Raw genomic sequence first — 26,398 nt, 5'->3', positions numbered from 1 at the left:
GCATTAGCCCTTTTTGTTATTTAATTTCATTGCTCTAACTTTTGTTGAAAGACCATATAAAGTAATAAATCCTTCAGCATCATGATGATCATATAAATCACCGGTTGAAAAACTTGCAATTCCTTCATCATATAAAGAATATGGAGAAGCAGTTCCTTCTTTAATAATATTTCCTTTATATAATCTAAATTTAGTTGTTCCGCTAACAACTTCTTGAGTTTTACTTACAAATGCTGATAAAGCTTCACGTAATGGTGAAAACCATTTAGCAGCGTATACTAATTCAGCAAATTCTACTGAAACCAAACGTTTATATTTTAATGTTTCACGATCTAACACTAATTCTTCTAGTTGACGATGTGCTTCCATTAAAATAGTTCCCCCAGGTGTTTCATAAACACCACGTGATTTCATTCCAACAACACGATTTTCAACAATGTCAACAATACCAATACCATGTTTTCCACCAAGTTCATTCAATTCTTCAAGAATTTTAGTTGTTGACATTTCTTTACCATTTAATTTAACGGGAACACCTTTTTCCCATTCAATTTCTACATGTTCAGCTTGATCAGGTGCTTTTTCTGGTGATGTTGACAAAACTAATAAATGATCATAATTTGGTGTATTTTCAGGATTTTCAAGTTCTAAACCTTCATGTGAAATATGCCAAATATTACGATCGCGAGAATAACTAGAATCCACTGAGAATGGTAAATCAATTCCGTGTGCACGGCAATATTCGATTTCTGATTCACGAGAATCCATAGTCCAATTAGGATCACGCCAAGCAGCAATAATTTTTAAATCAGGTGCTAATGCTTTAATTCCAAGTTCAAAACGAATTTGATCATTACCTTTACCAGTTGCCCCATGACAAATAGCACTAGCTCCTTCTTGTCTAGCTACATCAACTAATACTTTAGCAATCAAAGGTCTAGCTGTTGCAGTTCCAAGTAAATATTTGTATTCAAATACAGCATCAGCTTGAACAGTTGGGATGATATAATCATCAACATATTCTTCAACAACATTTTTGATATAAAGTTTTGTTGCTCCACATTTTTTAGCACGTTCTTCCAAACCGTCCAATTCATCTTTTTGTCCAACATCGATACAGCAGCAAATTACTTCATAATCATAGTTTTCTTTTAACCATGGAATAATTGCAGTTGTATCAAGTCCTCCAGAGTATGCAAGAATTACTTTTTCTTTCATTTAAAATTTCCCCCTTAAAATAATCTAAATTATCATTATAATAAACTATAGAAAAAATAATTGCAATAATTTATCATAATTATACTATAATTTTATTAATTGTTCATATTAGAGAAATAGATGTAAAATATAATGTGAAAAGATTAATTGGGGGAATTATATGAATGAAAATAAATTAAATTACCGTAAGATTTTAGAAATTGTAATATTAGGTATTATCTGTTATTGGGGGCTTAATCATTATGAAATGATTTTTAAGTCTATAAGTAAATTAATATCAGTTATTATGCCTTTTATTCTTGGATTTATCATTGCTTTTATTTTAAATGTTTTAATGATCAGAGTAGAAAAAGTTTTAAATAAATTTTTTACTACTAATAAATTTCAAATTATAAAGAGAATAGCTAGTATTATTTTATCAATTTTAATTTTATTAGGAGTTTTATTGTTAGTAGTAAAATTAGTAATTCCAGAAATATCAAATGCAATTAAATTAATTACTACAAGTTTACCGGAAGTATTTGAAACACTTGAAAAATGGAGTAAAGGTGACTCAGGAATTTCTTTACAATTAAAATCTTTCTTCGATACAGTTGATGTTCAGTCACTTACAAGTGAATTTAGCGAATTTGCTAAAATAGGATTTACTGGTGTACTTGGTTCAACTGTTGATATTTTATCAATGTTTGTAAATGGCATTTTCAATATTATTGTTGGATTTGTTTTTGCAATATATATATTAATGAGTAAAGAAACATTGAAACGTCAAACTCGTAAATTATTAAGTGCTTGTCTTCCGCCAAGGATTACTAATAAAATTATTGAAATTGCGACTATTTCAAGAACAACATTTACTAATTTTATTATTGGTCAGACAATTGAAGCGATTATTTTAGGTAGTCTATGTGCACTTGGAATGAAAATTTTTGGTTTCCCATATGCTCCAATGGTCGGTACATTAGTAGGGATAACAGCTTTTATTCCAATTATTGGCGCTTTTATTGGTGGTGGAATTGGTACGTTTATGATTATGACAGTTGATCCAATGCAAGCTTTGTTATTTATAATCTATTTAGTTATTCTACAGCAAATTGAAGGCGATTTAATTTATCCAAGAGTTGTTGGTTCTTCAGTAGGATTACCTTCAATCTGGGTATTGTTTGCAGTTACTGTAGGTGGTGGATTATGGGGAATTGTCGGTGTTTTATTTAGTGTGCCAACGTTATCAGTAATTTATTTGTTATTAAAGGAATATATTAATAATCGTAGTAAATCACTCGAATGAGTGATTTTATTTTTTAATAATTTATTAAAATTTTCTTAAATAAGAAGACTTTTGTTGAAATTTTAAAATTATTGGAATAAAATAATAATATAAATAATAAAAATAATTATAAAGGGGAAAAGTTATGTTAAAAATTGAAAATCTTACCAAAACATATGGTCATAAAAAAGCTGTAGATGATTTATCATTGCATATTGAAAGTGGTAATATTTATGGTTTTATTGGACATAATGGAGCTGGTAAAACAACTACATTAAAAGCAATTGTGGGAATTATGAATTTTGATTCAGGAGATATTCTTATTGATGGAAAATCAATCAAAAAAGATGCTTTAGCTTGTAAAAAGATTATGGCATATATTCCTGATAATCCTGATTTATATGAATATTTAACGGGAATTAAATATTTAAATTTTATTTGTGATGTTTATGGAGTTGATCAAGAAAAAAGAACGGAAAGAATTAAAAAATATAGTGATATGTTTGAATTGAGTGATTCTTTAGGAGAGGTTATTAGTGCTTATTCTCATGGGATGAAACAAAAACTTGCAATTATTGCAGCTTTAGTTCATGAACCAAAGTTAATTATTATGGATGAACCATTTGTAGGTTTGGATCCTAAAGCTACACATTTATTAAAACAATTGATGCGTCAAATGTGTGATCAAGGAGCAGCTATCTTTTTTTCAACTCATGTTTTAGAAGTTGCTGAAAAGTTATGTGATAAAATTGCAATTATTAAAGCAGGAAAATTAATTGTAAGTGGAAATACTCAAGATGTTATTGGTGATGAATCATTAGAAGATGTATTTTTAGAGTTGGAGGATGACCATGCTTAAATCATTAGTTAAAATTCGCTTACAAGGTTTGTTTTTTCGGTCATTAAAAACAGCAAAAAAAGAATCACCATCATTTGGTAAAATTATTTTTATGTTATTAATTATTGGTTATGTGGCAGTTGTATTTGGTTTAATGTTTGGGGTAATGTTTAATGAAATTTTAAAACCATTTAGTTTGATTGGATATGAGTGGTTATATTTTGGAATAATGGGAATTTTAGTTGTTTTGCTGTGTTTTATTGGTAGTGTTTTTGTTACTCAGCAGGAAATTTATGGGGCTAAAGATAATGAATTATTGCTTTCAATGCCAATTAAGACAAAAGATATTTTGTTAAGTAGGGTATTTGTATTATTGATTGTTAATTATTTGTATGAAGCTTTAATTGTTGTACCAGGAATGATTGTTTATTTTTATCAAACATCATTTGATTTAATTAAGTTTTTATTTTTTCTAATCGTCATTATTACATTACCGTTACTTGCTTTAGCATTATCGTGTGCTTTTGGTTGGGTAATGGCGATGATTATGAAAAGAATTAAAAATAAAACAGTTATTACAGTAGTAATTTCTTTAGCATTTTTAGGAGCATATTTTTATTTAATAAATAAAGTACCAGAATATATTATGGCCTTAGTTGCTAATGGAAAGTCAATTGGTGAGGCAATTGAAAATACATTATTTCCAATATATTATTTATCAATTGCAATAAGTGACGTAGATATATTAAGTTTATTAATGTATTTATTGTGGGTATTTGTTCCATTTGCATTAGTAATCTATTTACTTTCAAAAAATTTTATTTCAATAGCTACAACTAAACCTAAAACTAAAAAAGTAAAAATGAAAGATAAAGATATAAAATATTCAAGTCAAAAATTGGCTTTATTTAAAAGAGAATTAAGACATTTTGTATCTAATCCAATGATTATGTTAAATGGGGCATTAGGAATTGTTTTTACGGTGATTTTAGCGGGAGCATTATTGATTAAAGGACAAGAATTAATTAACGCATTAAATATAATACCACTACAATTTGAAAATATGGTAAATGAATTAGTTGTGCCATTACTTTGTTTAGGAGTAATTGCTACTAATTCACTTAATGATATTAGTGCATTTTTAATTTCTATAGAAGGTAATCGTTTATGGATTATTAAATCATTACCAATTAAAACAATCGATATTTTAAATAGTAAACTGTTTTTACATTTAGCTTTATGTATTCCACCAGGAATAATATTTTCTATAGTTGGGTGTATAATTTTTTCTTTGAATCCGATTGATTGTTTGGTTGTAATTATTGTACCAATGATCTTTACTACATTTGTTGCCTTATTTGGTTTACTTGTTAATCTTTGGAAACCAAAGTTTGATTGGGTCAATGAAACTGTAGTGGTTAAGCAAAGTGCATCAGTAACTATTTCTATTTTAGTTACAATGGCATTAGTATTTTTTATTGTGATTGGTTATATTAATTCTAGTGTTAATCTTACTAGTTATTTTTATGGCTGGGTCATTTTATTTATTATTGCTGATCTTGGATTTTATCATCTACTTAGAACATGGGGCGTAAAAAGATTTGAAGAATTATAAAAATATTTTTAATTTAAAACATTATTTAAAAATAATTGATTATATCATTGTAAATCTTAAGTATAAATTTTTCAAATTAGTAAATATTTTTGAAAAAATATTTGACAAAAAGATTTTTAGTAATATAATAATAGACAACTCGATGACTAAAAGAGTAGTTTTGATGATGATTTTTAGCGAGCTAATGGTGGTGGAAGATTAGTAATATAGTCAAAATGAAGCGCATTTACGAGAGGAAAGTGGGAAATTATAGTATCACTTTCGGGTAATCGCCCTTAACGATGAAAGAGATCATAAGGTCAACTTATGATAAATAGAGTGGTAACGCGGTAATTCGTCTCTTGTTTAAGAGACGATTTTTTATTTTAAAAGGAAGTGGGGGATCATGATGATTAAAGCAGGAATTGTAGGAGCAACAGGATATGGGGGATGTGAATTAGTTCGTTTTTTATTAACGCATAAAGAGGTTGAAATTAAATGGGTTTCTTCAAGAACATATACTGATGAAGAATATAGTTCAATTTTTGGTGGATATTTTAATGTCTTAGACCAAAAGTGTGTTGATGAAAATATTGAAGCTTATTTGGGTGATATCGATGTTGTCTTTTTTGCGACACCTCAAGGGGTATGTGCAAAAATGATCAATGAAAATGTTTTAAGTAAAGTCAAAGTTATTGACTTAAGTGCAGACTATCGAATTAAAAATGTCGATACATACGAAAAATGGTATGGAATTAAACATGCATCACCTGAATATATTAAAGAAGCAGTTTATGGACTATGTGAAATTAATCGTAAGGATATTAAAAATGCACGATTGATTGCTAATCCAGGATGCTATCCAACATGTTCGATATTATCAATTTATCCTTTGGCTAAAGCGGGATTAATTGATATGGATACTTTAATAATTGATGCAAAAAGTGGTGTTAGTGGAGCTGGACGAGGTGCTAAAGTAGCTAATTTATATTGTGAAGTCAATGAAAGTATTAAAGCTTATGGTGTAACTAATCATCGTCATACTCCAGAAATTGAAGAACAGCTTGGGTATGCAAGTAATAGTGATGTCATATTGAATTTTACACCTCATTTGATACCAATGAATCGAGGAATTTTAGTTACTGCATATGCTAAATTAAAACCAAATGTTAGTATGGACGAAATTGAAAAAGCATATCATTGTTATGATGATGAATATTTTATAAGAGTTTTAAAACCAGGAATATTACCTGAAGTAAGAAATGTAAAAAGTAGTAATTTTGTTGATATTAATTATAAAATCGATAAGCGTACTAATCGTGTTGTTATGATGGGGGCAATGGATAATTTAGTAAAAGGTGCAGCTGGCCAAGCAATTCAAAATATGAATATTATGTTTGGGTTTGATGAAAAAGAAGGATTACAGTTGATGCCAACTGTTTTATAGGGGGAATTAAAATGAAAATAATTGATGATGGAACAGTTACTTTACCAAAAGGATTTTATGGAGCTGGTGATCATGTTGGAATTAAAAAAGAGAAAAAGGATTTAGCCTTGATTTATAGTGAAGTTGATGCACTGGCAGTAGGGACTTTTACTCAAAATGTAGTAAAAGCAGCGCCAGTATTATGGGATAAAATGGTTGTTGAAAATTATGATAGTGCAAGAGTTATTGCAATCAATAGTGGGGTAGCAAATGCTTGTACAGGGGATGAAGGAATTTATAATAATGAATTATTTGCTAGTAAGGTAGCTGATAATTTTGGAGTGAAGAAGGAAGAAGTATTAATTTGTTCAACTGGTGTTATTGGAAAACAATTACCAATGGATAAGATAATTGAAGGGATTGCTAAGGTAAAGGCATTATTGAACGATGATCAAAAATCTGGAGAAATAGTTGCTCAATCAATTATGACAACAGATACAAAGCCTAAACATATTGCTGTAACAATTGAACTAGGGGGAAAAATTGTTACTATTGGGGCATGCTGTAAAGGATCGGGAATGATTCATCCTAATATGGCAACGATGTTAGGTTTTATTACAACTGATTGTAATATTTCTAAAGAATTATTAAATAAAGCTTTAAAAGAAGTGATTACAGATACATTTAATATGGTATCAGTAGATCGAGATACTTCGACTAATGATACAGTATTATTATTAGCTAATGGCTTGGCTAATAATGAAAAAATTACTAGTGAAAATGACGATTATTATAAATTTAAGGAAGCTTTATATTATGTTAGTGAATATTTAGCTAAAGCGATTGCTGGTGATGGTGAAGGAGCAACAAAGTTATTAGAAGTTCAAGTACATGGTGCTAATAGTATTAAACAAGCTAAAGTAATTGCAAAAAGTGTTTGTACTTCACCGCTTGTAAAAACAGCAGTTTATGGGAATGATGCAAATTGGGGAAGACTTTTATGTGCTATGGGTTATTCGGGGGAAGAATTTGATCCATATAATGTTGATTTAAGTATCGCAAGTGAACATGGAACATTACAGTTAGTAACCAAGGGGATGGCAACTGACTACAGTGAAGAACTTGCAACAAAAATCTTGTCTAGTAGCGAAGTAAAAGCTATCATTGATATTCATAATGGGGAATATAAAGCAACAGCATGGGGATGCGATTTAACATACGATTATGTTAAAATCAATGCTGATTATCGTTCATAAAGGGGGAAAAGTATGCATACAAAAGAACAAAATAAAGCTCAAGTATTAGTTGATGCTTTAAGTTATATTCAAAAATTTGCTGGGGATACTGTTGTAATTAAATATGGCGGTAGTGCAATGACTAATGAAGTAGTTAAGCAATCTGTTTTAAAAGATATTGCAGTTTTAAAATCAGTTGGAATCAAACCAGTGATTGTTCATGGTGGGGGCAAAGATATTAATACTTGGCTAAATAAAGTAGGGATTGAAAGTGAATTTAAAAATGGATTAAGAGTTACAACTAAAGAGACTTTAGAAGTAGCTGAAATGGTTTTATCTGGTAAATTAAACAAAGGTTTAGTTCAACATATGGAAAGAATTGGTACTCATGCTGTTGGGTTATCTGGTAAAGATGGGGACATGCTTACGGTTAAAAAACATTTATCTAATGGTGCGGATATTGGCTATGTTGGTGAAATTATTGATGTTAAGACGGATTTAATTGAAACTTTGTTATTAAATGGATATACACCAATTATTTCTACGATTGGTTTAGATGATAAATATAATGCTTATAATATTAATGCAGATGATGTTGCAACTGCAATTGCTCGAGCATTGAAAGCTAGTAAATTAGTTTTTTTAACTGATATTGAAGGAGTGTTAAAAGATCCTAATGATCCAAGTACACTTATTTCTAAAATTGATACTAAATCAGCAAAAGAATTATTTGCTTCAGGAGCTATTCAAGGGGGAATGATTCCTAAGTTACATAATTGTATTGATGCAGTTCAAGATGATGTAAAAAAAGTTCATATTTTAGATGGACGAATGGAACATAGTTTATTAATTGAAATATTTACTACTAATGGGATTGGAACAGAAATAAGAAAGTAGTATTAAAAATATTAAATTAAAGTGTGTAAGGAATGTTGCAGTAATAAAAATAGAATTACACCACTATTAAATCTTTAAGACAATTAAAAAAATCATACATAATGTATTTATAATGCTTGTGGCATACTATTTGTATTAAATAAGATTCAAAGTGAAGTTTATAACAATAGAATTTTCCGTTTAAATCATTAGAGATTGTTAATCTATTTATAAACTGTTGATTATATATAAATAAAAAAGCATGTTAGATTTATTAAATAAAAAGAGAAATAATAGAGTATTTTACAAAATTTATTTATAATAAGTAATATTATATTAAAAAACAAAGATAAAAACTTGTTTATTAATCCTGTTTTTAAAGAAGTTAGGTATAAAGAAGATTTAAACACACAAATAGAAAAATATATAGGGCATAAAAATACCTTCTAGTAAACTAGAAGGTATTATCTTTTTAAACAAATAATATCAATTTGATTAGGACAAAATAATCGGAAATTAACATTGTTTTCTAAAGATAAACCATTAGAAATAATCAACTGACTATTATTTTTTTTATGATAACCATGAACATAATTAACGTTATAGATCTTTTTTAACAACCCTTCAATTCCTGGCAAATAAATATATCCTCCCATGGTATGACCTGATAGCTGTAAAGCAATATCACTTTCACTTGTCTCATCAAAATAATCAGGTTCATGAACAGCAACTAATTTATATACATCTTGATTATTTTCATTAATTAACCCAGCAACATTTCCTGAACTCTCTAAACCAAATAATCCAATTACAGCGTTATTATAATAAATAGGACGATATTCATTGTGTAATATTTCAAAACCACCTTCATTTAAAATGACCGAAACATCATTTAATGAAGCTAAATCCTTTTCACCTAATACTGCAAATTTTCCATACGAAGATTTTATTTTAGATAATAAATTAATAACTTCATCATTATCAAAAGGATTACTATCGAATAAATCACCACCAAAAATTACCATTTCAACTTGTTGTTTATTTAATGTTGAAATAATATTATCTAATCTATCGAGATCATTTGTATTTTTAAGATTAATATCACTAATAAAAGCAATTTCAAAATCTTCAAATTCTTTCGGTAATTGTTTATTGTTAATTGTAGTTCTTTTGATTTTATAATCATTAGGAGCGATATATCTTGCGTGATAGTAACCAAAACTACCGATTATGATGATAATTATGAATATAAGAAACTTAATTATTCTTGCTTTTTTTCTCATACTTTTTTATTCATAATGACAGGAATAATCATTGGATTACGTTTTGTTTTTCGATAAAAATATGATGATAAAATATCACGAGTAGTATTTTTAATTTCCCCAAAAGTAGTTTTACCTTGTAATAACTTAGTCAAAGAATTTTCAACTAATTTTTCAGCCTCACGAATCATATGAAAACTATCTTTCATATAAACAAATCCACGGGAAATAATTACTGGATGCGTTAATAATTTACCGGCACGAGAATCCATACTGATTAAGATAGAAACCATACCATCTTCAGACAAAATTTGACGATCACGAAGCACAGCAGTTGATAAACCACTAATATCATTGCCATCAACATAAATATCTTCAACGTGAATTCTTGGACCTAATCTTGCTTCACCGTTATTTAATAAAATAGTATCTCCATTTGAAAGAACAAAACTATTTTCAGCAGGTACTCCAACTTCTTGTGACAGGGCAGCGTGAATTTTTAACATTCGATATTCACCATGAACTGGGAAAAAATATTTTGGTTTAGTTAATAACATCATTAATTTTTGTTCTTCTTGCGAAGCGTGACCTGAAGTATGTAAATTATTAAAAGCGGTATTGATTAGTACTTTAGCTCCGGCTCTAAATAATTTATTAACAACTACATTAACGCTATAAGCATTACCAGGGATTGGATTTGATGAAAAGACAACAGTATCTCCTGGTTTTATTTTTACATATTTATGAGTACCATTAGCGATTCGACTCAAGGCCGCAAGAGCTTCTCCTTGAGAACCAGTACATAATATTAAAATCTCGTTATCTGGTAATTTTTTTGCTTGATCATTTTTTATAAAGAAACGATCAGGACATTTAATGTATCCCATAGCTCTTGAAACTTGAATATTATTTTCCATTGAACGTCCATAAACAAGAATTTTACGGTTAAATTTAACCGCTGCTTCAACAATTTGTTGGACACGATGTACATTAGATGCAAATGTTGCAACAATTAATCGTCCTTCTGTTTTTCTAAATTCTTCTTGAACACTGTTAGCAACTTTCTTTTCACTAATTGAAAAAGTTGGCACTTCAGAGTTAGTTGAGTCACTCATTAATAAAGTGACACCAGTTTCACCTAAAAATGACATTTTTTGATAATCAGCAACATCTCCAACCGGTGATAAATCAAATTTAAAATCGCCTGTTTCTACAATTCGACCATTGGGTGAATTAATAATGATTCCCATTGATTCAGGAATAGAATGATTTGTTTTAAAAAATCCAATATTGAAATATTTAGATTTAATTTGATATTCATCATTTATTTGAATGATTTTAGTAACATTAGTAAGTCTTTTTTCATCTAACTTTCTTTTGATCATTGCACTTGCAAGCGGTGTAGCATAAATAAATGGAATCTTTACAACTTGCAATAAAAATGGGATTCCACCAATATGATCTTCATGACCATGAGTAATCATTAACCCACGAATTTTCTTTTCATTTTTCTTTAAATATGAATAATCAGGAATTACATAATCAATTCCAGGTAATCCTTCTTCGGCAAACTTAACCCCAGCATCAATAATAAATAATTCATTATCGTGTTCAATACAATACATATTTTTACCGATTTCATTAAGTCCTCCTAAAGCAAATACTTTAGTATCAATATTATTATTTTTTTTACTTATTGTTCTTCTAGAAGTAGTTGTTTTAGATTTACTAGTATTTCTTTGATTAGTTTTGCCAGATTTTCTATTATTTGTATTTGGCTTTTTTTCCATAATTACCTCCTTATTTATATTTTGTCTTCTTTTAATTTATTATAACATATAAAAAGCAAGAAACTCAGTTTCTTGCCTAGATAATTTTTTTACATGCAGCAATTGCTAGAGCATGTGGTCCGATATGACATGAAACACTTAATGATAATGGGTCACAGATAATATTTGAATTTGGATATAACTGTTGTAATTCTTCTTTTAATTCTAATGCGGGTTGTGGATCATATGTATAAGCTATACAAATATGAACATTCTTTCCTTTTTCAATTGGATCAAGACGTTCTTCAATATCTTTTTGAATTGCCTCAATCATTATTTTTGTTGCTTTAGATAAAGTTCTTGATTTACTAAATGTATCAAGTTTTTCACCTTGGATTTGTAGAATAGGCTTGATTTTCATCATCCCACCTAATATTGCTACAGCTGGTGTAATTCTACCACCTTTACGAAGATATTCTAATGTATTTACTGTGATATAGATAGAAGCGTTTAATTTATTAGCTTCAAGAATTTCTTTTATTTCTTTAGCTGATTTTCCTTGTTTACTAAGTTCAATCGCATCAAGGACATCCCATTTTTGAGTCACTGAGATTCTTTGTGAATCAACGACTTGGACTTTTCCATCATATTCATTAGCTAACATTATAGCGGTTTGACATGAACCACTTAAACCGCTAGACATTGGAATATATACGATTTCATCATATTCTTTTAATACATCATCCCATAGCTTACTTACATCACCTACTAATGGTTGACTAGTAAAAACTTCAGCACCACTCATTAGCTTATCAAAAAATTCACTATGTGTTAAATTGATATCTTCATAGAAGGTTTCACCATCAATAGTAAAGGGCATCGGTAAAACATAAATACCTAACTTTTTCCCTTCTTCCTGTCTTATTCCAGAATTACTATCAGTAACAATTGCAACTTTACTCATAAAAAACCTCCTATCTCTAAAACATATTTTACTTAAAATAATAAAAATTGCAAACTATTTAAGTATTATTACCAAAATATTTCAATTAAATCAATATCAAAACACCAAACTGTATTATAACTTGTAATACAGTTTTAAGTTTGTTATACTTTAAATGTAAAATAAAGGAGTTGGATATATGAAAATAGATAATAGTAGTGCAATACCAATTTACGAACAAATATATAAACAATTATTAGAATACATAACAACTGGTTTAATGCAACCTGAAGAAAAATTACCATCTGTTAGAGAATTATCGTCAGATATGCATATTAATCCCAATACAGTTGTTAAAGCGTATCGGATTTTAGAACAACAGGGATTTATTTATTCAATTCCAGGAAAAGGGAGTTTTGTAAGCTCAAAACAAAATTTTCAAACACAGTTATTTACGGAACAAATCAATGAATTGATTCAAGAGATAGTTACTAAGGGAAAGTATATTGGAATAAGTTTTGAACAATTATGTGATTTAATTAAACAAGTATGGGAGGAAAAATAATGTTAGTAATAAAAGAACTTTCAAAGAAAATAGGCAATAAACAAATACTTAACAATATTAATTTAAAAATACCAAAAGGATCAATATATGGAATAATCGGTAAAAATGGTGCTGGAAAAACTACTTTAATTCGACATTTAGTCGGGGCTTATCGTGGTGATAGTGGCTATGTTGAACTGGAAGGAATGCGTATTTATGAAAACTCACACGCTAAAAGTAGGCTAGTTTATATACCGGATGAGTTTTTTGATACATTTGGTTCAAATGTCAATGATGTAAAGCAATTATATCAAGGATTGTATCCAAGTTTTGATGAAGACAGATATTATAAGTTAATGAAAATGTTTAATCGTGATGATTTACAAAATTTTAATAATTTTTCTAAAGGAATGAAAAAACAAGTAATGTTTATTTTAGCTCTTTCAATCATGCCTGAATATTTAATTATGGATGAACCATTTGATGGTTTGGATCCTAATGTTCGTAAGATTATCTGGGATATTTTAATTCAAGATGTAAGTGAACGACAAATGACAATTTTTATTTCTAGTCATCATTTAAACGAATTAGATAGTATGTGTGATCATATTGCATTGATTGATGAAGGTAAAATTGTTTTTGAAGAGTCATTAGATGAATTAAAAAATGATTATCATAAATTACAAATTGTTTTAGAATCAGGTAAAGATATGTATTTATTAGAAAAAGAGCTTAATATTTTATCTCATCAAATGATGGGACGAGTTCATACATTGATCGTAATGGGAGAATATGAAAAAATTGATGAAATAGTCTCTAAGTATAATCCTATTATTAACGAAGCATTGTCCTTGTCACTAGAAGAAATCTTCTTGTATACGATGAAAGGAGAATATGATGAGTTTATTTAACTTGGCATTATTTAAAAATACAGTTAAAAGTAATTTAGTTATTTCTAAAGCTTCTTTATTGATATTTTTAGGTTTCTTTATTTTAAGTATTATTGAATCTAGTATAGGATACATATGCATAGTTGCTTTTGTACTTAGTTCAGTTATTTTAACTACTGCTTATCCATGTATTATACAAGGATATTTTATTGATAAAACTAAATCAACTTTATTAAAATCCTTGCCTTTGGATACTAGATGTATTTGGTTTACTAATTATTTATCAGGTTATTTAATTGTTTTAGTAACGCTATTGATTGAAGGAATTGGATTAATATTATTAAGTTTAATTGAAAAAAACAATTATTTTTTTGATCTTTCAACATCAACTGGTTGGCGATTTATTTTAATGATTTTTGTTTTATTATTTATTTATTATACAATTGTTTTCCTTTTTTCAAGTATAGCTGGTAATCGTTTAGGACAAGTTGTTTTTAGTATTTTTGGTTATACTTTTCCAGTAATTATTTTAATTAGTTTGATATTATTTACAACATATTTAGTTCCTTGCCATACTGATTTAATATTACAGTATAGTAGTTTGCTGTTTCCAATTGTTTCAGCAATGGAATATATACAAGATGGTAGTAATTTAATTATTTTATTCCATGTTTTTGTTGCACTAATATTTTTGTTATTAAGTTATTTTGTTTATAAAAATCGTGATGATGAATATATTGGTGAACCGCTTGTTTATAGTGAGATAACATTATTTTTTAAAGCTGGGGTTATTTTAGGAATTACAACACTTGTATTTTATTTAATTGTTGGTTTAGGAAAATTAGACATTTCTTTAGATAGTAATAGTATTATTTTATTACTTTTAATATATTTGATTATTGGAATCATTGTTGGAATTGTTGTTGAAACTATTTTTGAAAATCAATACATTTATCGTAAAATAACAATTTATGCAGTGATTTTAATAGTAAGTTTTTTGATGAATTATTTTGTTGCAAATAATATCTATGAACGTAGTATTGATAGTATCTTAGAAGAATCAAACGTTATAGGATTGATGTATGATAATTATAGTATTTATGGAGGCATTGAGTTTAAAGATACTGATTTGAATGATTTAGTTAATTGGTTGGATAATAATCGTGAAAATATTAAAAGGAATAATGGTTATAATGAAAATAATTTAATCTCTTTGCATATTTATGATGAAGCTGGTTCTAATAGTAATGCATATACTTATACTTTTACAAAGCAAGGAATTTATGAATATTTTAATCAAAGAAAAAATGATTATTTTAATGATTTAGTTGGTAATTTTAGAAATGAAAAATATTTAAATGTTTATTTTGATGATAAAAACTATTATTTAAATGCTAATCAGGTGAATAAGCTTTATCAAATGTGTAAAAATCAAAGTTTAAAAATACAAGATTATTTTAATGAAGATGTTATTAATTTAATTGATTTTGAAGGTAAAAGCTATTTTATTAAAGATAATGATGAAGTTAAAGAATTTATTATAAATGAATGTAGCGGTCAAACTGAATTAATTAATAAGTGTGATGAATTTTTAGATGATGAAAATAATTATTTGGATATTAATAATAGTTTAATTAAAAACTATATTGAAGAAAATTATGATATAAAAAATATTAATGATTTATATTTTACAGGATATCAAATGCTTGGTTTTGATGAAACTAAAGTAAGCTATTCATTAGAATTATCAGCTACAAGTGAAGAAGATAGTTATAGTGGTAACGTTATTATTGATTTAAAAGAAGTTGATAATGAAATTGTTATTGCTTCAATTGGGGGAGGTGAATAAAGTGCTTAGTTTGTTTAAAAATGATTTAAAACAGTTAAAGAATGTTATTGTTATTTTTATTAGCTGTCTTTTATTAAATTATTTGATCGGGACAATGTCTTTTGATAAAGATATTATAAGAGTAATGTTTTATTTAACTGTTTTTATATTTTCATTGATTATGCCAATGATTAATCTTCAATATTTGTTTAATTTGACTAAACAAACACATTTTAATTCCTTGCCGATAACCAGAATTCAAGGTTTTATTGTTCATTATTTAAGTGGAGTTATTTGTTTAATTATTCCTACTATAATATATTGCTGGTTAATGAAATTAAATTGTTTAGATTTATTGATATTGATTTTTGTTTATTATAGTTTAGTAAATTTAACCGCGTATTGTACAACTTCTTTTATTACTAATATAATTTTACTTCTAGCGATTATTTTAATTCCAATAGTTTTATATTTGAGTTTGTTTGGTATTTTTACTACATATATTAGAGGTGTAGTATTTGATGGTTTGTCATTGAACATAATAAAATATTTATTACCATTTATTGGATTTATTATCGATGTTAAAAATGTAATTGAATTAAAAGATGTTTTAGTGTATTTAGGGTATATTTTAATTATTTTATTTTTAGCGGTATGTGCTTGTAAATATCGCAGGCTTGAAAATAATTATCATGGTTTTAGTTATAAGTTTGTTGCAAATGTAATTATATTATTGATTATTGTTAGTATCTCTTGGGGGATTTTAGCTATTATTGGAATGAACTATGTTACAGCAAAAGAGTTTATTGCTTTAAATATTATTATTACGTTGATTGTTGTTTTTATAATTCAATTTATTCGTTATCATAGGGTTAGATATGGACTATATGTACTGCAAACAATTGTGATAAGTATTATTACAACATGCATCTTTTTTTCATCAATGGATTATATTGAAAACTACATTCCTGCTACAATTAAAGCAGTTGCCATTAATCCAATATCAAATAATCAAAATACTAAATTAAAAGATCAACAAAGTATTGATAAAATCATTAATATTCATCAGCAATTATTAGCTTCTGAGGATGGAAATCATGAAATTAATATTACATATTATACAAATAGAACTAAAATAGTTAGAAAATATAATGTTAATGAAAAAGTCTTTAATAGTGTACTTGATGAAATAGATGATAATTTATTAAAGAGTTGGTTGAATGAAAGTTATCAGCTTTTAAAAATACTTGATCAAAATACTGAATTGGTCGTTTATGATAATAATGTAACATATTTAAATGAAGATATTGAGCTTTTTAAAAGTATTTTAAAAACTAAATTAAATGATTTTGAAAATAATCATACATTAATCGATCAAATAAATTATGTGCCAGGATATAATAATGTTGATGTAATTAAAAATAAAACTACTAAAACATTTATGTACTATTCAAATGATCCAATCGCTCTTACGATAAAAGAAATTAATAAAATAAAAGCAAATTAGTTGTAATTATTTTAATAATTGGCATAATGTAGATAGAGGTGAATGAAATGAAAATATTAAATAGTAGTGAATTTGATAATGCAATTGCTAGTGGCGTTGTATTAGTTGACTTTTATGCAGATTGGTGTGGACCATGTAAAATGTTAGCACCTGTATTAGAAGGATTATCAGAAAAAATGGATAAAGTTACTTTTTATAAAGTGAATGTTGATGCTTCATCTGATTTAGCTGGTTGTTATGGAATCCAGGCGATACCTAATTTAGTTATTTTTAAAGATGGTAAAGCAGTAGATCAAATTACAGGATTTGTACCAGAAGGTGAAATTGTTAGTAGATTAGAAAAAGTATTTTAATTAAGATAGACATATGTCTATCTTTTAATTTAAAGTTAAAATGTTTAAATTTGTAAGATTTTGTAGTTAGGATGTTATATAATATAATGCAAGGGGGATGAATATGGCTAAAAAATCACTTAAGTTATCAAAAAATGCAATAATGTTGATGTGCTCAATTATTTTAATTACTTTAGTTGTTTTAGTTTTTATAATATTGAAGTACGATGATAGGCAAATAGAAAAACCGGAAGTTAAAAGTGAGCAATTAAGTTCGTTAGTAGTTGAAAATCAAGTTTTGAAAGTTGAATTAGTGGATTTGATTTCAAATAAAAATTATCATAAGGGATATCAAGAAGTTACGATGGATATTCAAAAAGATGAAGAAATATTAGGTTATAAAATAGATAAAAAACAAAGTTTTGAAAAAATCATGCAATTATTACCACCAAATGATCAATCACCATTGTTGAATAATAGCAGTGAAAAACCAACTCATGAAGCTTATGTTTTAGTGTTAGTTGGCGATATTGCTTTATATAAAGATGATAAAGGTAATGATAGATATCAAATTGTTAATGCAAAAATCGACTATTATAAACAATCATTATTATTAGAAGAAGAGTATAATAGCGTTTATATTGCTTCAATAGATGGAAGAAAAGAAAAGATGGTTAAGTTTGATGAATATAAAGAGGCATTGTCAAGTGTTGATACATATATGACAATGTTGCAGTGGTAATAAAAAATATTTGACCTTTTAATTAATAAGTAGTAGAATGTTTGTTGGTTAAATGAATAGAAAATAATTTATCGCCGGATAAAGATTTAGACGTTTATTTTTGTATCGTAGGCCTTTGAAGATACAAAATATAAACGTCTTTTATTTTAAGGAGGAGCTAATGGATAAAAGAGATTTAAAAAAAGAATTTTTAATGTATACAAGTTTAAATATTTTAGGAATGGTAGGATTATCTTGTTATATTCTTGCAGATACTTTTTTTGTTTCAAATGGACTAGGAATTAATGGTTTAACTGCACTAAATCTGGCAATACCAATTTATAGTTTAATTCGTGGTGTTGGATTGATGTTAGGAATTGGTGGTGCTACTAAATACACTATTTTTAATAGTCAAGGAAAGTTAAAAAGAGCTAATAAAATATTTACAACAACAATTTTAATATCTTTTATATTTTCTTGTTTATTTATTATTTCAGCAATATTTTTTTCTGATACAATCACGACTTTTTTAGGTGCTGATCAGACAGTTTTTGCAATGACAAAGAAATATTTATTAACTTTGCTATTATTTTCTCCGGCATTTCTTTTAAATGATGTATTTGTTTGTTTTACAAGAAATGATAATTCACCTAAATTATCGATGTTATCAATGTTGATAGGTAGTATGTGTAATATAGTTTTAGACTATATATTTATATTTCCTTTAAATATGGGAATTTTTGGAGCTGCTCTAGCAACAGGACTTGCTCCAATTATTGGATTATTAGTTTTAAGTATTCATATTATTAAAAAGAAAAATAATTTCTATTTTATAAAAACAAAATTATCAATCCAACAAGTTAAATCGATTTTAGTATTAGGTTTTCCATCATTTGTTACTGAATTGTCTTCTGGAATCGTTATAATTGTTTTTAATATAATTATTCTAAGAATTTTAGGTAATATTGGTGTAGGAGCTTATGGTGTTGTTGCAAATTTATCATTAGTTGTTACGGCGGTTTTTACAGGAATTGCTCAAGGGGTTCAACCGTTGCTCAGTCGTTTTTATGGGCAAGGTAATGTTATTCATGTTAAAAAGATTTTGCACTATGCACTGTATTTAATGTTATTGTTATCAGTAATTTTATATGTAATCATGTTTGTTTATAATAAACAAATCGTGTCGTTGTTTAATAGTGAGAATAATGTACAATTACAATTAGTTGCAGAAGCTGGATTACGTTTATATTTTCTTGCTTTGCCATTTGCAGGTTATAATATTATAATGTCAATCTATTTTACATCTGTTGAAAAACCCATTCCATCACAGTTGATTTCGTTATTAAGAGGTTTGTTTTTAATTATTCCGGTTGCAATTTGTTTAGCATTTATTTTAAAAATAAATGGTGTATGGCTTTCATATCCATTAACTGAATTGCTTGTTGCTTTGTTTGCTGTTATAATATATTTTAAAATTTCAAGATATGAAAAAAGATTATAATAATAAAATAAACCCTAATTATTTGAATCCAAATAATAGGGTTTATTTTATTATAGTTTTTCAATTATTTAAACCATCTACAAAAGCTAAATCAAAACCAAACATAATACCAGTATTAGGATTATTAATACCCCCTAATGCTTCATCGATAACTTTTCGTGCAATTTCTACTTTTTCTTTTTCTAAAATAAAAAATAAAGTTTTACTAGCTTCTCGAGGATCTTCTAAAAAGATTTTTAGTGATTCAATAATAAAATTATTATTACTTTTTAATGTGTTGATCATTCCTTTACTTTCAATAATTGTACCACCAGTAATTCCATTATTTTGTAAAACAACTAATAAATCATCTAGTTTTTCTACTTTGTGTAAAACTAAAAATAAAACTTGCATAAAATTACTTTAATATATCTTAATTGATATACTTTTCCTTTCTTCTAATTTATTTAGAAATTAACTTTATCTTATTATAAACTAAATTATAGTGCTTTGCATTAATAAATGTTTAGTTTATAATAAAATATATAAAGGGGGCAAAATAATGGAATTTGAGTTTTCAAAACGAATTAGTGGTGTAAAAGCATCAGCAATTAGAGAAATTTTAAAAATGATGAATGATCCACAAATCATTAGCTTTGGAGGTGGTAATCCAGCTAGTGAGACTTTTCCAATTGAAAAATTAAAAGAAATTAGCAATGATATTTTCAATAATAATCCAAATTCAATTTTAGAATATGGTATTAGTGAAGGAGATATTGATTTTAAACAAGAAGCAATTAAATTTTTATCACGACATGAAAATATTATAAAAGAATATGATCAAGTAATGGTTACTTCAGGATCACAACAAATTATGGATTTTATGGCAAAATGCTTATGTAATGAAGGGGATTTGGTAGTTTGTGAAAATCCTAGTTTTTTAGGAGCCTTAAATGCTTTTAAAAGTAATGGTGCCAAATTAGTTGGGGTTGAAATGGAAGATGATGGAATCAATTTAACTAAATTAGAAGAAGTGTTAAATCAACCTAAAAAGCCTAAGTTTATTTATTTGATTCCAAATTTTCAAAATCCTACAGGAATTACAACATCCCTTGCAAAACGTAAAGCAATATATGAACTTGCAAAAAAATATCAAGTATTGATTTTAGAAGATAACCCATATGGTGATTTAAGATTTAAAAATGAAGCTGTGCCTTCTATTAAATCATTAGATGATGAAGGGTTAGTAGTATATGCAGCTAGTTTTTCTAAAATAATTGCACCGGGTATGCGTGTTGCAATTATGATTGGTCATCGTGATTTTATGGTAAAATGTACAGTTGCTAAACAAACGAGTGATGTTCATACAAATGCCTGGGCTCAAAAAGTTATGGCACGTTTTTTACATGAAACAGACATGGATGAGCATTTAAAAAAATTACAATTAGTATATAAAAATAAATGTGAATTAATGTTGCGAGAAATGGAAAAACATTTTAGTAAGGATTGTACTTGGACGATTCCTGATGGTGGAATGTTTATTTGGGTTACTTTGCCTATGCGAATTGATATGCCAAGTTTTGTTAAAAAAGCGATTGAACATAAAGTTGCAGTTGTGCCTGGTAATGCATTTTTAGATGATGATAGTAAGGCGTGTCAATCATTTAGAATGAATTTTTCTATGCCGACTGATCAACAAATTATTAAAGGGGTAGCTATTTTAGGGAAATTAATGTCTAAGTGATAAATTACTAGATAAATAGCAAGTAAAATGGTAGAATACTAGAGAATTAAATAGAAATTTAAAGAAGTAAGAGGGTATTTATGAATACAGGAGATGTGATTGCGGGTAAGAGGAAGAAAAGAAGAATAAGAAAAGAATTTATTGTTATTTTATCGTTGATACTATTAATTATTTTTATTTATTTTATTGGCAGTATTTATTTTAATGATAAGTTTTTAAGGGGCACTTATATTAATGCTCTTGATGTAAGTGGGTTAACGATAGATGAAGCTAATAAAGAACTTGCTAAAACGATTGATGATTATACATTAGAATTAAGATTTAGAGATGGAAATGTTGAGCAATTATCAGGTGAAGATTTGCAAGTTAAGTATAATGAAAATAATAATGTAAAAGATGTATTAGAAAAACAAAATTCTTTTGAATGGATTCAAGCTTTTTTTTCAAAACAAAATCATACAGTTAATAATTTAGCATTAGTTGACGAAAATGTTTTAAAAGAAAAACTAGCTTCTTTACAACATTTACAAACAGCTACACAAATACCGCCAGAAGATGCTAAAATAGAGTATGTAGATAATAAGTTTGTAATTAAAAATGAAGTAATGGGATCGACAATAGATCTAGAAAAAGCAAGCCAAGCAATTATTTTAGCATTTAGTGAAGGGAGTAAAGTTCTTGATTTAGATAAAAGCAATTGTTATGTTGAACCAAATGTAAAGGCTAGTGATGAATTAATTCAACAACAGTGTCAAGCTGCAAATCAATATGCTTCAGCCATTATTACATATAAGACAAGATCAGGTGATGTTGTTTTAGATGGGAATGAATTAATTACATGGTTATCAATTGATGAAACGGGAAAATATTATCGAGATGATAGTGTTTTTAAGAAAAAAGCTACAGAATTTGTAAGTTCTTTAGCTAAAAAAATAAATAGTGTAGGTGAAACAAGAACTTTTGTAGGTGCTAATAATCGAACTATCACGGTTAGTGGTGGAAATTATGGTGTGAGATTACAAAATAGTAAAGAAGTTACGGGCTTATTGAAGGATATTTATGCTAATAAAGTAGGAGTTAGAACTCCAATTACAGTAGGTAAAGAAGCTTCGATTGACAATGGTGGTTTAGGTAACACTTTTGTTGAAATCGATTTAAAAGGACAACATATGTGGTATCATAAAGATGGGCAAATTATTTTAGAATCAGATATTGTTTCAGGAACTTATAATGATCCTGATAGAAGAACTCCAGCAGGTACTTATTATCTTTATAATAAGGAAAGAAATCGTGTTTTAAGGGGAACAAAATTACCTGATGGTACATGGCCATATGAAACACCTGTTTCATATTGGATGCCATTTAATAAAGGTATTGGTTTACACGATTCTTCTTCATGGCGAAGTAAATGGGGTGGAACGATTTATATGAATAGTGGATCTCATGGTTGTATTAATTTACCTACTAATATAGCAGCTCAGTTATACAATAATATTGAAATAAATTGTCCAGTAGTTTGTTATTATTGATTTTATGAAATTAAATATTAAAGTAGAATATGAATGAATTTTCTTTTATTGAAAATATGCGTTAAAAATAAATATTATGATGAATAGTGTCTAATAGTGTGGTATAATTAAGTGGCGACATTGACATTATAAATGTATTTTGTTAGTATTCTTATAGATGTAGTTATCTGTATGATTTTGCTCTAAATGATGATTAAAGGAGGAATTTGTAATGAATAAAAAAAAGTAGAATTAAAGATATAATCAATAAAACGATTTTTGTTGAAGAAGAAGAGGAAGAAGAAGTTGCTGCTGATGTAAAGGTTAAAACGACACCAGTAAATTCTACAAAAACAACAAAATCTGTTGAACCAAAAATTGAAAAAAATGTGCAAGTTAAAACTTTTAAAGAAGAAACTCCAAAACCAACTACTTTTGCGAAACAACCTAAAGTTGAACCTGAATATGCACCGACTGTTATTTCTAATGGAACAAAAATAAACGGTGATATTACTTGTAAAGCAGATTTACAAATTGAAGGTAGTGTAGAAGGTAATATTAATTGTGATAAGAGTGTAACAATTAAAGGAAATGTTAAAGGAAATATTAAAGCTAATTCATTAACTACAATTGATGCAACAATTGTTGGAAATGTTGGTTGTAAAGGAATGGTTAATATTTTAGGAACAACTAATTTACAAGGTGATGTAAATAGTAGTGATGTTGTATTAGAAGGTGAAATTAAAGGTAATATCGTTGCTGAAAACAAAGTTTCTTTGAAAGGAACATCTGTTTTAGATGGTAATACAACTTCTGCTAAGATCATGGTTGAAGAGGGATCAACTATTATTGGAAGTATTCAAACTGTTTCTAACAAAGCCGCAAAAAAATAATTGCTTTCTTATTAACAATATTTCAGTTTTTACTGGGATATTGTTTTTTTAGACAATTATTTATTTAATATTATTAAATATTTAGTTTTCATTGTCATGTGTCATTTTTATTTTATGGTGATATAATAAATACTGATATAGGTGGTGGAAAGAGATGAACGAAAAAACAGAAAATTTAGTATTAGATTTTTCTCATACTTATCCTCAAGATATAGAAAAATATGTGAGAAATTTAAAAAGAATAGATTTAAGTGATATTAAAGAAACAGCAATGTATTGTTCGTTGGAAGCTAAACAAGAAATTAAAAGACGTTTATGTAATTATGGAGTGCATGGTATTCATTTTTTGGATAACGGCAACTATCATTATATGACAAAAATATTTGCAGAAAAGATTAATATGCCTTTTTCACTTGTTTTGTTTGATCATCATAACGATATGCAACAACCTTTGATTCATCAATTAACAGGTTGTGGCAGCTGGGCAGCAGAGATGTTACAGGAAAATATTTATTTAAAACAATTAATTTTAATTGGTCCTAATCAAGAAACAATTAGAGAAATTGATGATGATTTTAAAGAAAAATTAGTATGTATTAGTATTAATGAAATTGAAGAGGGTTTAGCAAAAGAGGAAATTAAAAAAATAGATATAACTTTACCTGCCTATATATCTATTGATAAAGATGTTTTAAATCATTATCACGCAAGAACGAATTGGGATCAGGGAAATATGTCTGTTTATACTTTGAAAAAATTACTTGAAGAAGTTTTTAAACATCAAGAAGTTATTGGTATAGATATTTGTGGAGAGTGTAATTTACAAGAACCCTTACAGCAATTAATAGAAGATGAAAAGATTAATCATATTACAAATGATATTTTATATCATTTTCTATCTCGATATATTTCATGAATATATGATTGCTAAATACTTTTATAAAAGTTTCTTTTAAATTATGAAATGTAAAAAAGCTGAACGTTCGTTACAGCTTTTAATATTCGATACTATGTTTTTTTAATAGTAAATAACAACTTATAATCATAAAACTTAAAATGATTAATAAAGGGAAAAAATCATTTAAATTGAATTTATTTTGAATAAGTAATGAATAAGCCCATGATGCAGGAAATAGTTTACCAAGATTACTTAAGAATTTTGGTAAAAGATTTATAGGAAACATAATTCCTGATAACATAATTGATGGTAAAAAAACTAGTTGACTAAACATAGTTAATTTTGCTTGGTTTTTAACTAATAGTCCTAAAACACAAGCGATACTTATAGAAGTAATAATAAATAATATTAATGATCCAAAATATAATAGTAAATTAGAAGGAATTTTAGCATCAAAAACAATTGGTGCAATTATAATGATGATTATGCTCATTATAATTAAATGAATTAAAGTTGAAATCGTTAAAGAGACTAAACCAAAATATATAGGTACATTATTTGCATAATACATTTTTTTAATCTTTGTACCATAAATTTCTATTATTGAAGGCGGTAGACCTATCAATGTACCCATTGATATGCCCATAATTGTCATTGATTGGATCAAAGTATTTTTAGATTCAGGGATAATTGATGTGAAAATTTCTCCCATAATAGCAAAAAATAATAGTGGTACAAGATAGCATGTGATTAATAAAGATTTACTACGAATGTCCATTTTAAATTGTAAAATTATTCCATAAAATAAGGCTTTCATTTTAGTGCTCCTTTGTAATATCAATAAAATGTTGTTCTAATGTCCCATGGTTAATTTTAATATCTAAAATCTCTAAATTTTTTGTTTTATAGTCTTTTAAAATAGACAATAAAGTATCATTAATATTATCAGTTATATATTTGTCTTGACCTAATTTAGTTAATATTTCAATATTATATTTCTTTTTAATTTGTAATGTTAATTTATCAATCGTTCCTAAAAAAGCAATTTTACCATTATTTAAAATAGCAATGCGATCACATAAATTTTCAACTTCACTCATATCATGACTAGCAAGAATAATCGTAGTCCCATGTGCTTTTAATTTACGAATTTCATTATGAAGTGATATTCTTCCTTCAACATCTAATCCATCAGTTGGCTCATCGAGAAAAAGAATATCCGGTTTACCAATTAATGCAAGAACTAAATGTAAACGACGTTTTTGACCAGTAGAGAGTTCAAGATATTTTTTATCTTTTAACTTATCTATTTTATAAGTAGTTAAAATAGAATTGTCTATTTTAACTTTTTTCCATTTAGAAAATAGTTTAATAGCCTCAATAACCTTGATATAAGCAGGTAGAGATGATGATTGTAACTGGATACCAATTTTACCATTAATTAAAATTTTACCATCATCATATTTACAAAGACTTTCAATACATTCAAGCAATGTTGTTTTTCCAGCTCCATTAACACCTAATATTCCAAAAATCTCTCCTTTTTTAACATTAAAACTTAAATCTTTTAATACATTATTATTTCCATAACTCTTTTTTAAATTAGAAACTTGAATCACATAGTTCAT

General features: G+C 27.2%; 24 protein-coding genes and 1 other annotated feature. Of the genes, 17 read left to right on the top strand and 7 right to left on the bottom strand.

The genetic code is table 11. From position 1 onward, the window contains the following. Positions 1-3: 3 nt before the first annotated feature. A complete protein-coding gene (locus NQ543_RS09450; RefSeq protein WP_004609608.1) occupies positions 4-1,218 on the bottom strand; it encodes an argininosuccinate synthase in 1,215 nt (404 codons plus the stop codon). Positions 1,219-1,378: 160 nt separating this feature from the next. Here NQ543_RS09450 and NQ543_RS09445 point away from each other — a divergent pair, with 160 nt between their 5' ends. From NQ543_RS09445 to argB, 6 genes are all read left to right on the top strand, one after another. Then, positions 1,379-2,503, top strand: coding sequence for an AI-2E family transporter (locus NQ543_RS09445; protein ID WP_004609609.1), 1,125 nt, complete (start codon positions 1,379-1,381; stop codon positions 2,501-2,503). Positions 2,504-2,627: 124 nt separating this feature from the next. After that, positions 2,628-3,341: an ABC transporter ATP-binding protein gene (locus NQ543_RS09440; protein ID WP_004609610.1), complete on the top strand. Its 714-nt coding sequence runs from the start codon at positions 2,628-2,630 to the stop codon at positions 3,339-3,341. Beyond that, positions 3,334-4,935: an ABC transporter permease gene (locus NQ543_RS09435; protein ID WP_004609611.1), complete on the top strand. Its 1,602-nt coding sequence runs from the start codon at positions 3,334-3,336 to the stop codon at positions 4,933-4,935. The genes NQ543_RS09440 and NQ543_RS09435 overlap by 8 nt, the downstream gene beginning before the upstream one ends. Positions 4,936-5,068: 133 nt before the next feature. Then, positions 5,069-5,280: a binding site (T-box leader), on the top strand. Between the two features lie 40 nt (positions 5,281-5,320). After that, complete coding sequence (argC, locus tag NQ543_RS09430) at positions 5,321-6,361, top strand: N-acetyl-gamma-glutamyl-phosphate reductase (RefSeq protein ID WP_004609613.1); 1,041 nt, start codon at positions 5,321-5,323, stop codon at positions 6,359-6,361. An 11-nt stretch (positions 6,362-6,372) separates the two neighbouring features. Then, entirely contained in the window at positions 6,373-7,596 is a 1,224-nt protein-coding gene (argJ, locus tag NQ543_RS09425; RefSeq protein WP_004609614.1) for a bifunctional ornithine acetyltransferase/N-acetylglutamate synthase, read from the top strand. Positions 7,597-7,608: 12 nt separating this feature from the next. Next, positions 7,609-8,472, top strand: a complete 864-nt coding sequence (argB, locus tag NQ543_RS09420; protein ID WP_004609615.1) for an acetylglutamate kinase — start codon at positions 7,609-7,611, stop codon at positions 8,470-8,472. Between the two features lie 443 nt (positions 8,473-8,915). Here argB and NQ543_RS09415 read toward each other — a convergent pair whose 3' ends face one another. From NQ543_RS09415 to NQ543_RS09405, 3 genes are all read right to left on the bottom strand, one after another. Next, a complete protein-coding gene (locus NQ543_RS09415; protein WP_004609616.1) occupies positions 8,916-9,734 on the bottom strand; it encodes a metallophosphoesterase in 819 nt (272 codons plus the stop codon). After that, on the bottom strand, positions 9,731-11,503 hold the full coding sequence (gene rnjA / locus NQ543_RS09410) for a ribonuclease J1 (RefSeq protein WP_004609617.1): 1,773 nt from the start codon (positions 11,501-11,503) through the stop codon (positions 9,731-9,733). The genes NQ543_RS09415 and rnjA overlap by 4 nt, the downstream gene beginning before the upstream one ends. Positions 11,504-11,579: 76 nt before the next feature. Beyond that, the gene (locus NQ543_RS09405) at positions 11,580-12,446 is read right to left on the bottom strand and encodes a DegV family protein (protein WP_004609618.1); all 867 of its coding nucleotides are present in this window, start codon (positions 12,444-12,446) and stop codon (positions 11,580-11,582) included. A 178-nt stretch (positions 12,447-12,624) separates the two neighbouring features. Here NQ543_RS09405 and NQ543_RS09400 point away from each other — a divergent pair, with 178 nt between their 5' ends. From NQ543_RS09400 to NQ543_RS09370, 7 genes are all read left to right on the top strand, one after another. Beyond that, positions 12,625-12,990, top strand: a complete 366-nt coding sequence (locus tag NQ543_RS09400) for a GntR family transcriptional regulator (RefSeq protein ID WP_004609619.1) — start codon at positions 12,625-12,627, stop codon at positions 12,988-12,990. After that, positions 12,990-13,880 (top strand): ABC transporter ATP-binding protein, encoded by an 891-nt coding sequence (locus tag NQ543_RS09395; protein WP_039903999.1) that lies wholly within the window; start codon positions 12,990-12,992, stop codon positions 13,878-13,880. Before NQ543_RS09400 ends, NQ543_RS09395 begins: the two co-directional genes overlap by 1 nt. Beyond that, complete coding sequence (locus NQ543_RS09390; protein ID WP_039904002.1) at positions 13,867-15,708, top strand: ABC-2 transporter permease; 1,842 nt, start codon at positions 13,867-13,869, stop codon at positions 15,706-15,708. The genes NQ543_RS09395 and NQ543_RS09390 overlap by 14 nt, the downstream gene beginning before the upstream one ends. A gap of 1 nt (position 15,709) precedes the next feature. Further along, positions 15,710-17,194, top strand: coding sequence for an MmcQ/YjbR family DNA-binding protein (locus tag NQ543_RS09385; RefSeq protein ID WP_039904003.1), 1,485 nt, complete (start codon positions 15,710-15,712; stop codon positions 17,192-17,194). 47 nt (positions 17,195-17,241) lie between these two features. Beyond that, the gene (trxA, locus tag NQ543_RS09380; RefSeq protein WP_039904006.1) at positions 17,242-17,547 is read left to right on the top strand and encodes a thioredoxin; all 306 of its coding nucleotides are present in this window, start codon (positions 17,242-17,244) and stop codon (positions 17,545-17,547) included. Positions 17,548-17,650: 103 nt separating this feature from the next. Then, positions 17,651-18,268 (top strand): hypothetical protein, encoded by a 618-nt coding sequence (locus NQ543_RS09375; RefSeq protein WP_004609624.1) that lies wholly within the window; start codon positions 17,651-17,653, stop codon positions 18,266-18,268. 160 nt (positions 18,269-18,428) lie between these two features. Beyond that, on the top strand, positions 18,429-19,748 hold the full coding sequence (locus NQ543_RS09370) for an MATE family efflux transporter (RefSeq protein ID WP_004609625.1): 1,320 nt from the start codon (positions 18,429-18,431) through the stop codon (positions 19,746-19,748). Between the two features lie 60 nt (positions 19,749-19,808). Here NQ543_RS09370 and NQ543_RS09365 read toward each other — a convergent pair whose 3' ends face one another. Beyond that, positions 19,809-20,141, bottom strand: coding sequence for a hypothetical protein (locus NQ543_RS09365; protein WP_004609626.1), 333 nt, complete (start codon positions 20,139-20,141; stop codon positions 19,809-19,811). A gap of 148 nt (positions 20,142-20,289) precedes the next feature. On the opposite strand from NQ543_RS09365, the gene NQ543_RS09360 reads away from it, so the two are divergent. The 4 genes from NQ543_RS09360 (at position 20,290) to NQ543_RS09345 (ending at position 24,788) form a co-directional block, all read left to right on the top strand. Continuing rightward, entirely contained in the window at positions 20,290-21,471 is a 1,182-nt protein-coding gene (locus NQ543_RS09360; RefSeq protein ID WP_039904009.1) for an aminotransferase-like domain-containing protein, read from the top strand. Positions 21,472-21,551: 80 nt separating this feature from the next. Next, positions 21,552-23,000, top strand: a complete 1,449-nt coding sequence (locus NQ543_RS09355) for a L,D-transpeptidase family protein (RefSeq protein WP_004609628.1) — start codon at positions 21,552-21,554, stop codon at positions 22,998-23,000. Between the two features lie 368 nt (positions 23,001-23,368). Next, positions 23,369-23,872 carry a bactofilin family protein gene (locus tag NQ543_RS09350; protein ID WP_259935276.1) on the top strand — a complete coding sequence of 168 codons (504 nt, stop codon included), beginning with the start codon at positions 23,369-23,371 and terminating at the stop codon, positions 23,870-23,872. Positions 23,873-24,026: 154 nt separating this feature from the next. Then, positions 24,027-24,788 carry an arginase family protein gene (locus tag NQ543_RS09345; RefSeq protein WP_004609630.1) on the top strand — a complete coding sequence of 254 codons (762 nt, stop codon included), beginning with the start codon at positions 24,027-24,029 and terminating at the stop codon, positions 24,786-24,788. A 79-nt stretch (positions 24,789-24,867) separates the two neighbouring features. Here the strand turns inward: NQ543_RS09345 and NQ543_RS09340 are convergent, their stop codons facing one another. Together NQ543_RS09340 and NQ543_RS09335 are read right to left on the bottom strand one after the other, a co-directional pair. Next, the gene (locus NQ543_RS09340) at positions 24,868-25,587 is read right to left on the bottom strand and encodes an ABC transporter permease (RefSeq protein ID WP_004609631.1); all 720 of its coding nucleotides are present in this window, start codon (positions 25,585-25,587) and stop codon (positions 24,868-24,870) included. Between the two features lies 1 nt (position 25,588). Continuing rightward, positions 25,589-26,398, bottom strand: a complete 810-nt coding sequence (locus NQ543_RS09335) for an ABC transporter ATP-binding protein (RefSeq protein WP_004609632.1) — start codon at positions 26,396-26,398, stop codon at positions 25,589-25,591.

Source organism: Thomasclavelia spiroformis DSM 1552, assembly GCF_025149465.1.
GTDB lineage: Bacteria > Bacillota_I > Bacilli_A > Erysipelotrichales > Coprobacillaceae > Thomasclavelia > Thomasclavelia spiroformis.
This window is presented reverse-complemented; position numbering and strand designations above follow the sequence as displayed.

Bases quoted from the DNA above. Each gene is read 5' to 3' on its own strand.
- NQ543_RS09390 (WP_039904002.1), top strand. From the start codon at position 13,867: ATGAGTTTATTTAACTTGGCATTATTTAAAAATACAGTTAAAAGTAAT.
- NQ543_RS09370 (WP_004609625.1), top strand. From the start codon at position 18,429: ATGGATAAAAGAGATTTAAAAAAAGAATTTTTAATGTATACAAGTTTA.
- NQ543_RS09400 (WP_004609619.1), top strand. From the start codon at position 12,625: ATGAAAATAGATAATAGTAGTGCAATACCAATTTACGAACAAATATAT.
- NQ543_RS09335 (WP_004609632.1), bottom strand. From the start codon at position 26,398: ATGAACTATGTGATTCAAGTTTCTAATTTAAAAAAGAGTTATGGAAAT.
- NQ543_RS09365 (WP_004609626.1), bottom strand. From the start codon at position 20,141: ATGCAAGTTTTATTTTTAGTTTTACACAAAGTAGAAAAACTAGATGAT.
- trxA (WP_039904006.1), top strand. From the start codon at position 17,242: ATGAAAATATTAAATAGTAGTGAATTTGATAATGCAATTGCTAGTGGC.
- NQ543_RS09340 (WP_004609631.1), bottom strand. From the start codon at position 25,587: ATGAAAGCCTTATTTTATGGAATAATTTTACAATTTAAAATGGACATT.
- NQ543_RS09445 (WP_004609609.1), top strand. From the start codon at position 1,379: ATGAATGAAAATAAATTAAATTACCGTAAGATTTTAGAAATTGTAATA.
- NQ543_RS09450 (WP_004609608.1), bottom strand. From the start codon at position 1,218: ATGAAAGAAAAAGTAATTCTTGCATACTCTGGAGGACTTGATACAACT.
- rnjA (WP_004609617.1), bottom strand. From the start codon at position 11,503: ATGGAAAAAAAGCCAAATACAAATAATAGAAAATCTGGCAAAACTAAT.
- NQ543_RS09435 (WP_004609611.1), top strand. From the start codon at position 3,334: ATGCTTAAATCATTAGTTAAAATTCGCTTACAAGGTTTGTTTTTTCGG.
- argB (WP_004609615.1), top strand. From the start codon at position 7,609: ATGCATACAAAAGAACAAAATAAAGCTCAAGTATTAGTTGATGCTTTA.
- NQ543_RS09345 (WP_004609630.1), top strand. From the start codon at position 24,027: ATGAACGAAAAAACAGAAAATTTAGTATTAGATTTTTCTCATACTTAT.
- NQ543_RS09440 (WP_004609610.1), top strand. From the start codon at position 2,628: ATGTTAAAAATTGAAAATCTTACCAAAACATATGGTCATAAAAAAGCT.
- NQ543_RS09395 (WP_039903999.1), top strand. From the start codon at position 12,990: ATGTTAGTAATAAAAGAACTTTCAAAGAAAATAGGCAATAAACAAATA.
- argC (WP_004609613.1), top strand. From the start codon at position 5,321: ATGATGATTAAAGCAGGAATTGTAGGAGCAACAGGATATGGGGGATGT.
- NQ543_RS09375 (WP_004609624.1), top strand. From the start codon at position 17,651: ATGGCTAAAAAATCACTTAAGTTATCAAAAAATGCAATAATGTTGATG.
- NQ543_RS09405 (WP_004609618.1), bottom strand. From the start codon at position 12,446: ATGAGTAAAGTTGCAATTGTTACTGATAGTAATTCTGGAATAAGACAG.
- argJ (WP_004609614.1), top strand. From the start codon at position 6,373: ATGAAAATAATTGATGATGGAACAGTTACTTTACCAAAAGGATTTTAT.
- NQ543_RS09355 (WP_004609628.1), top strand. From the start codon at position 21,552: ATGAATACAGGAGATGTGATTGCGGGTAAGAGGAAGAAAAGAAGAATA.
- NQ543_RS09360 (WP_039904009.1), top strand. From the start codon at position 20,290: ATGGAATTTGAGTTTTCAAAACGAATTAGTGGTGTAAAAGCATCAGCA.
- NQ543_RS09415 (WP_004609616.1), bottom strand. From the start codon at position 9,734: ATGAGAAAAAAAGCAAGAATAATTAAGTTTCTTATATTCATAATTATC.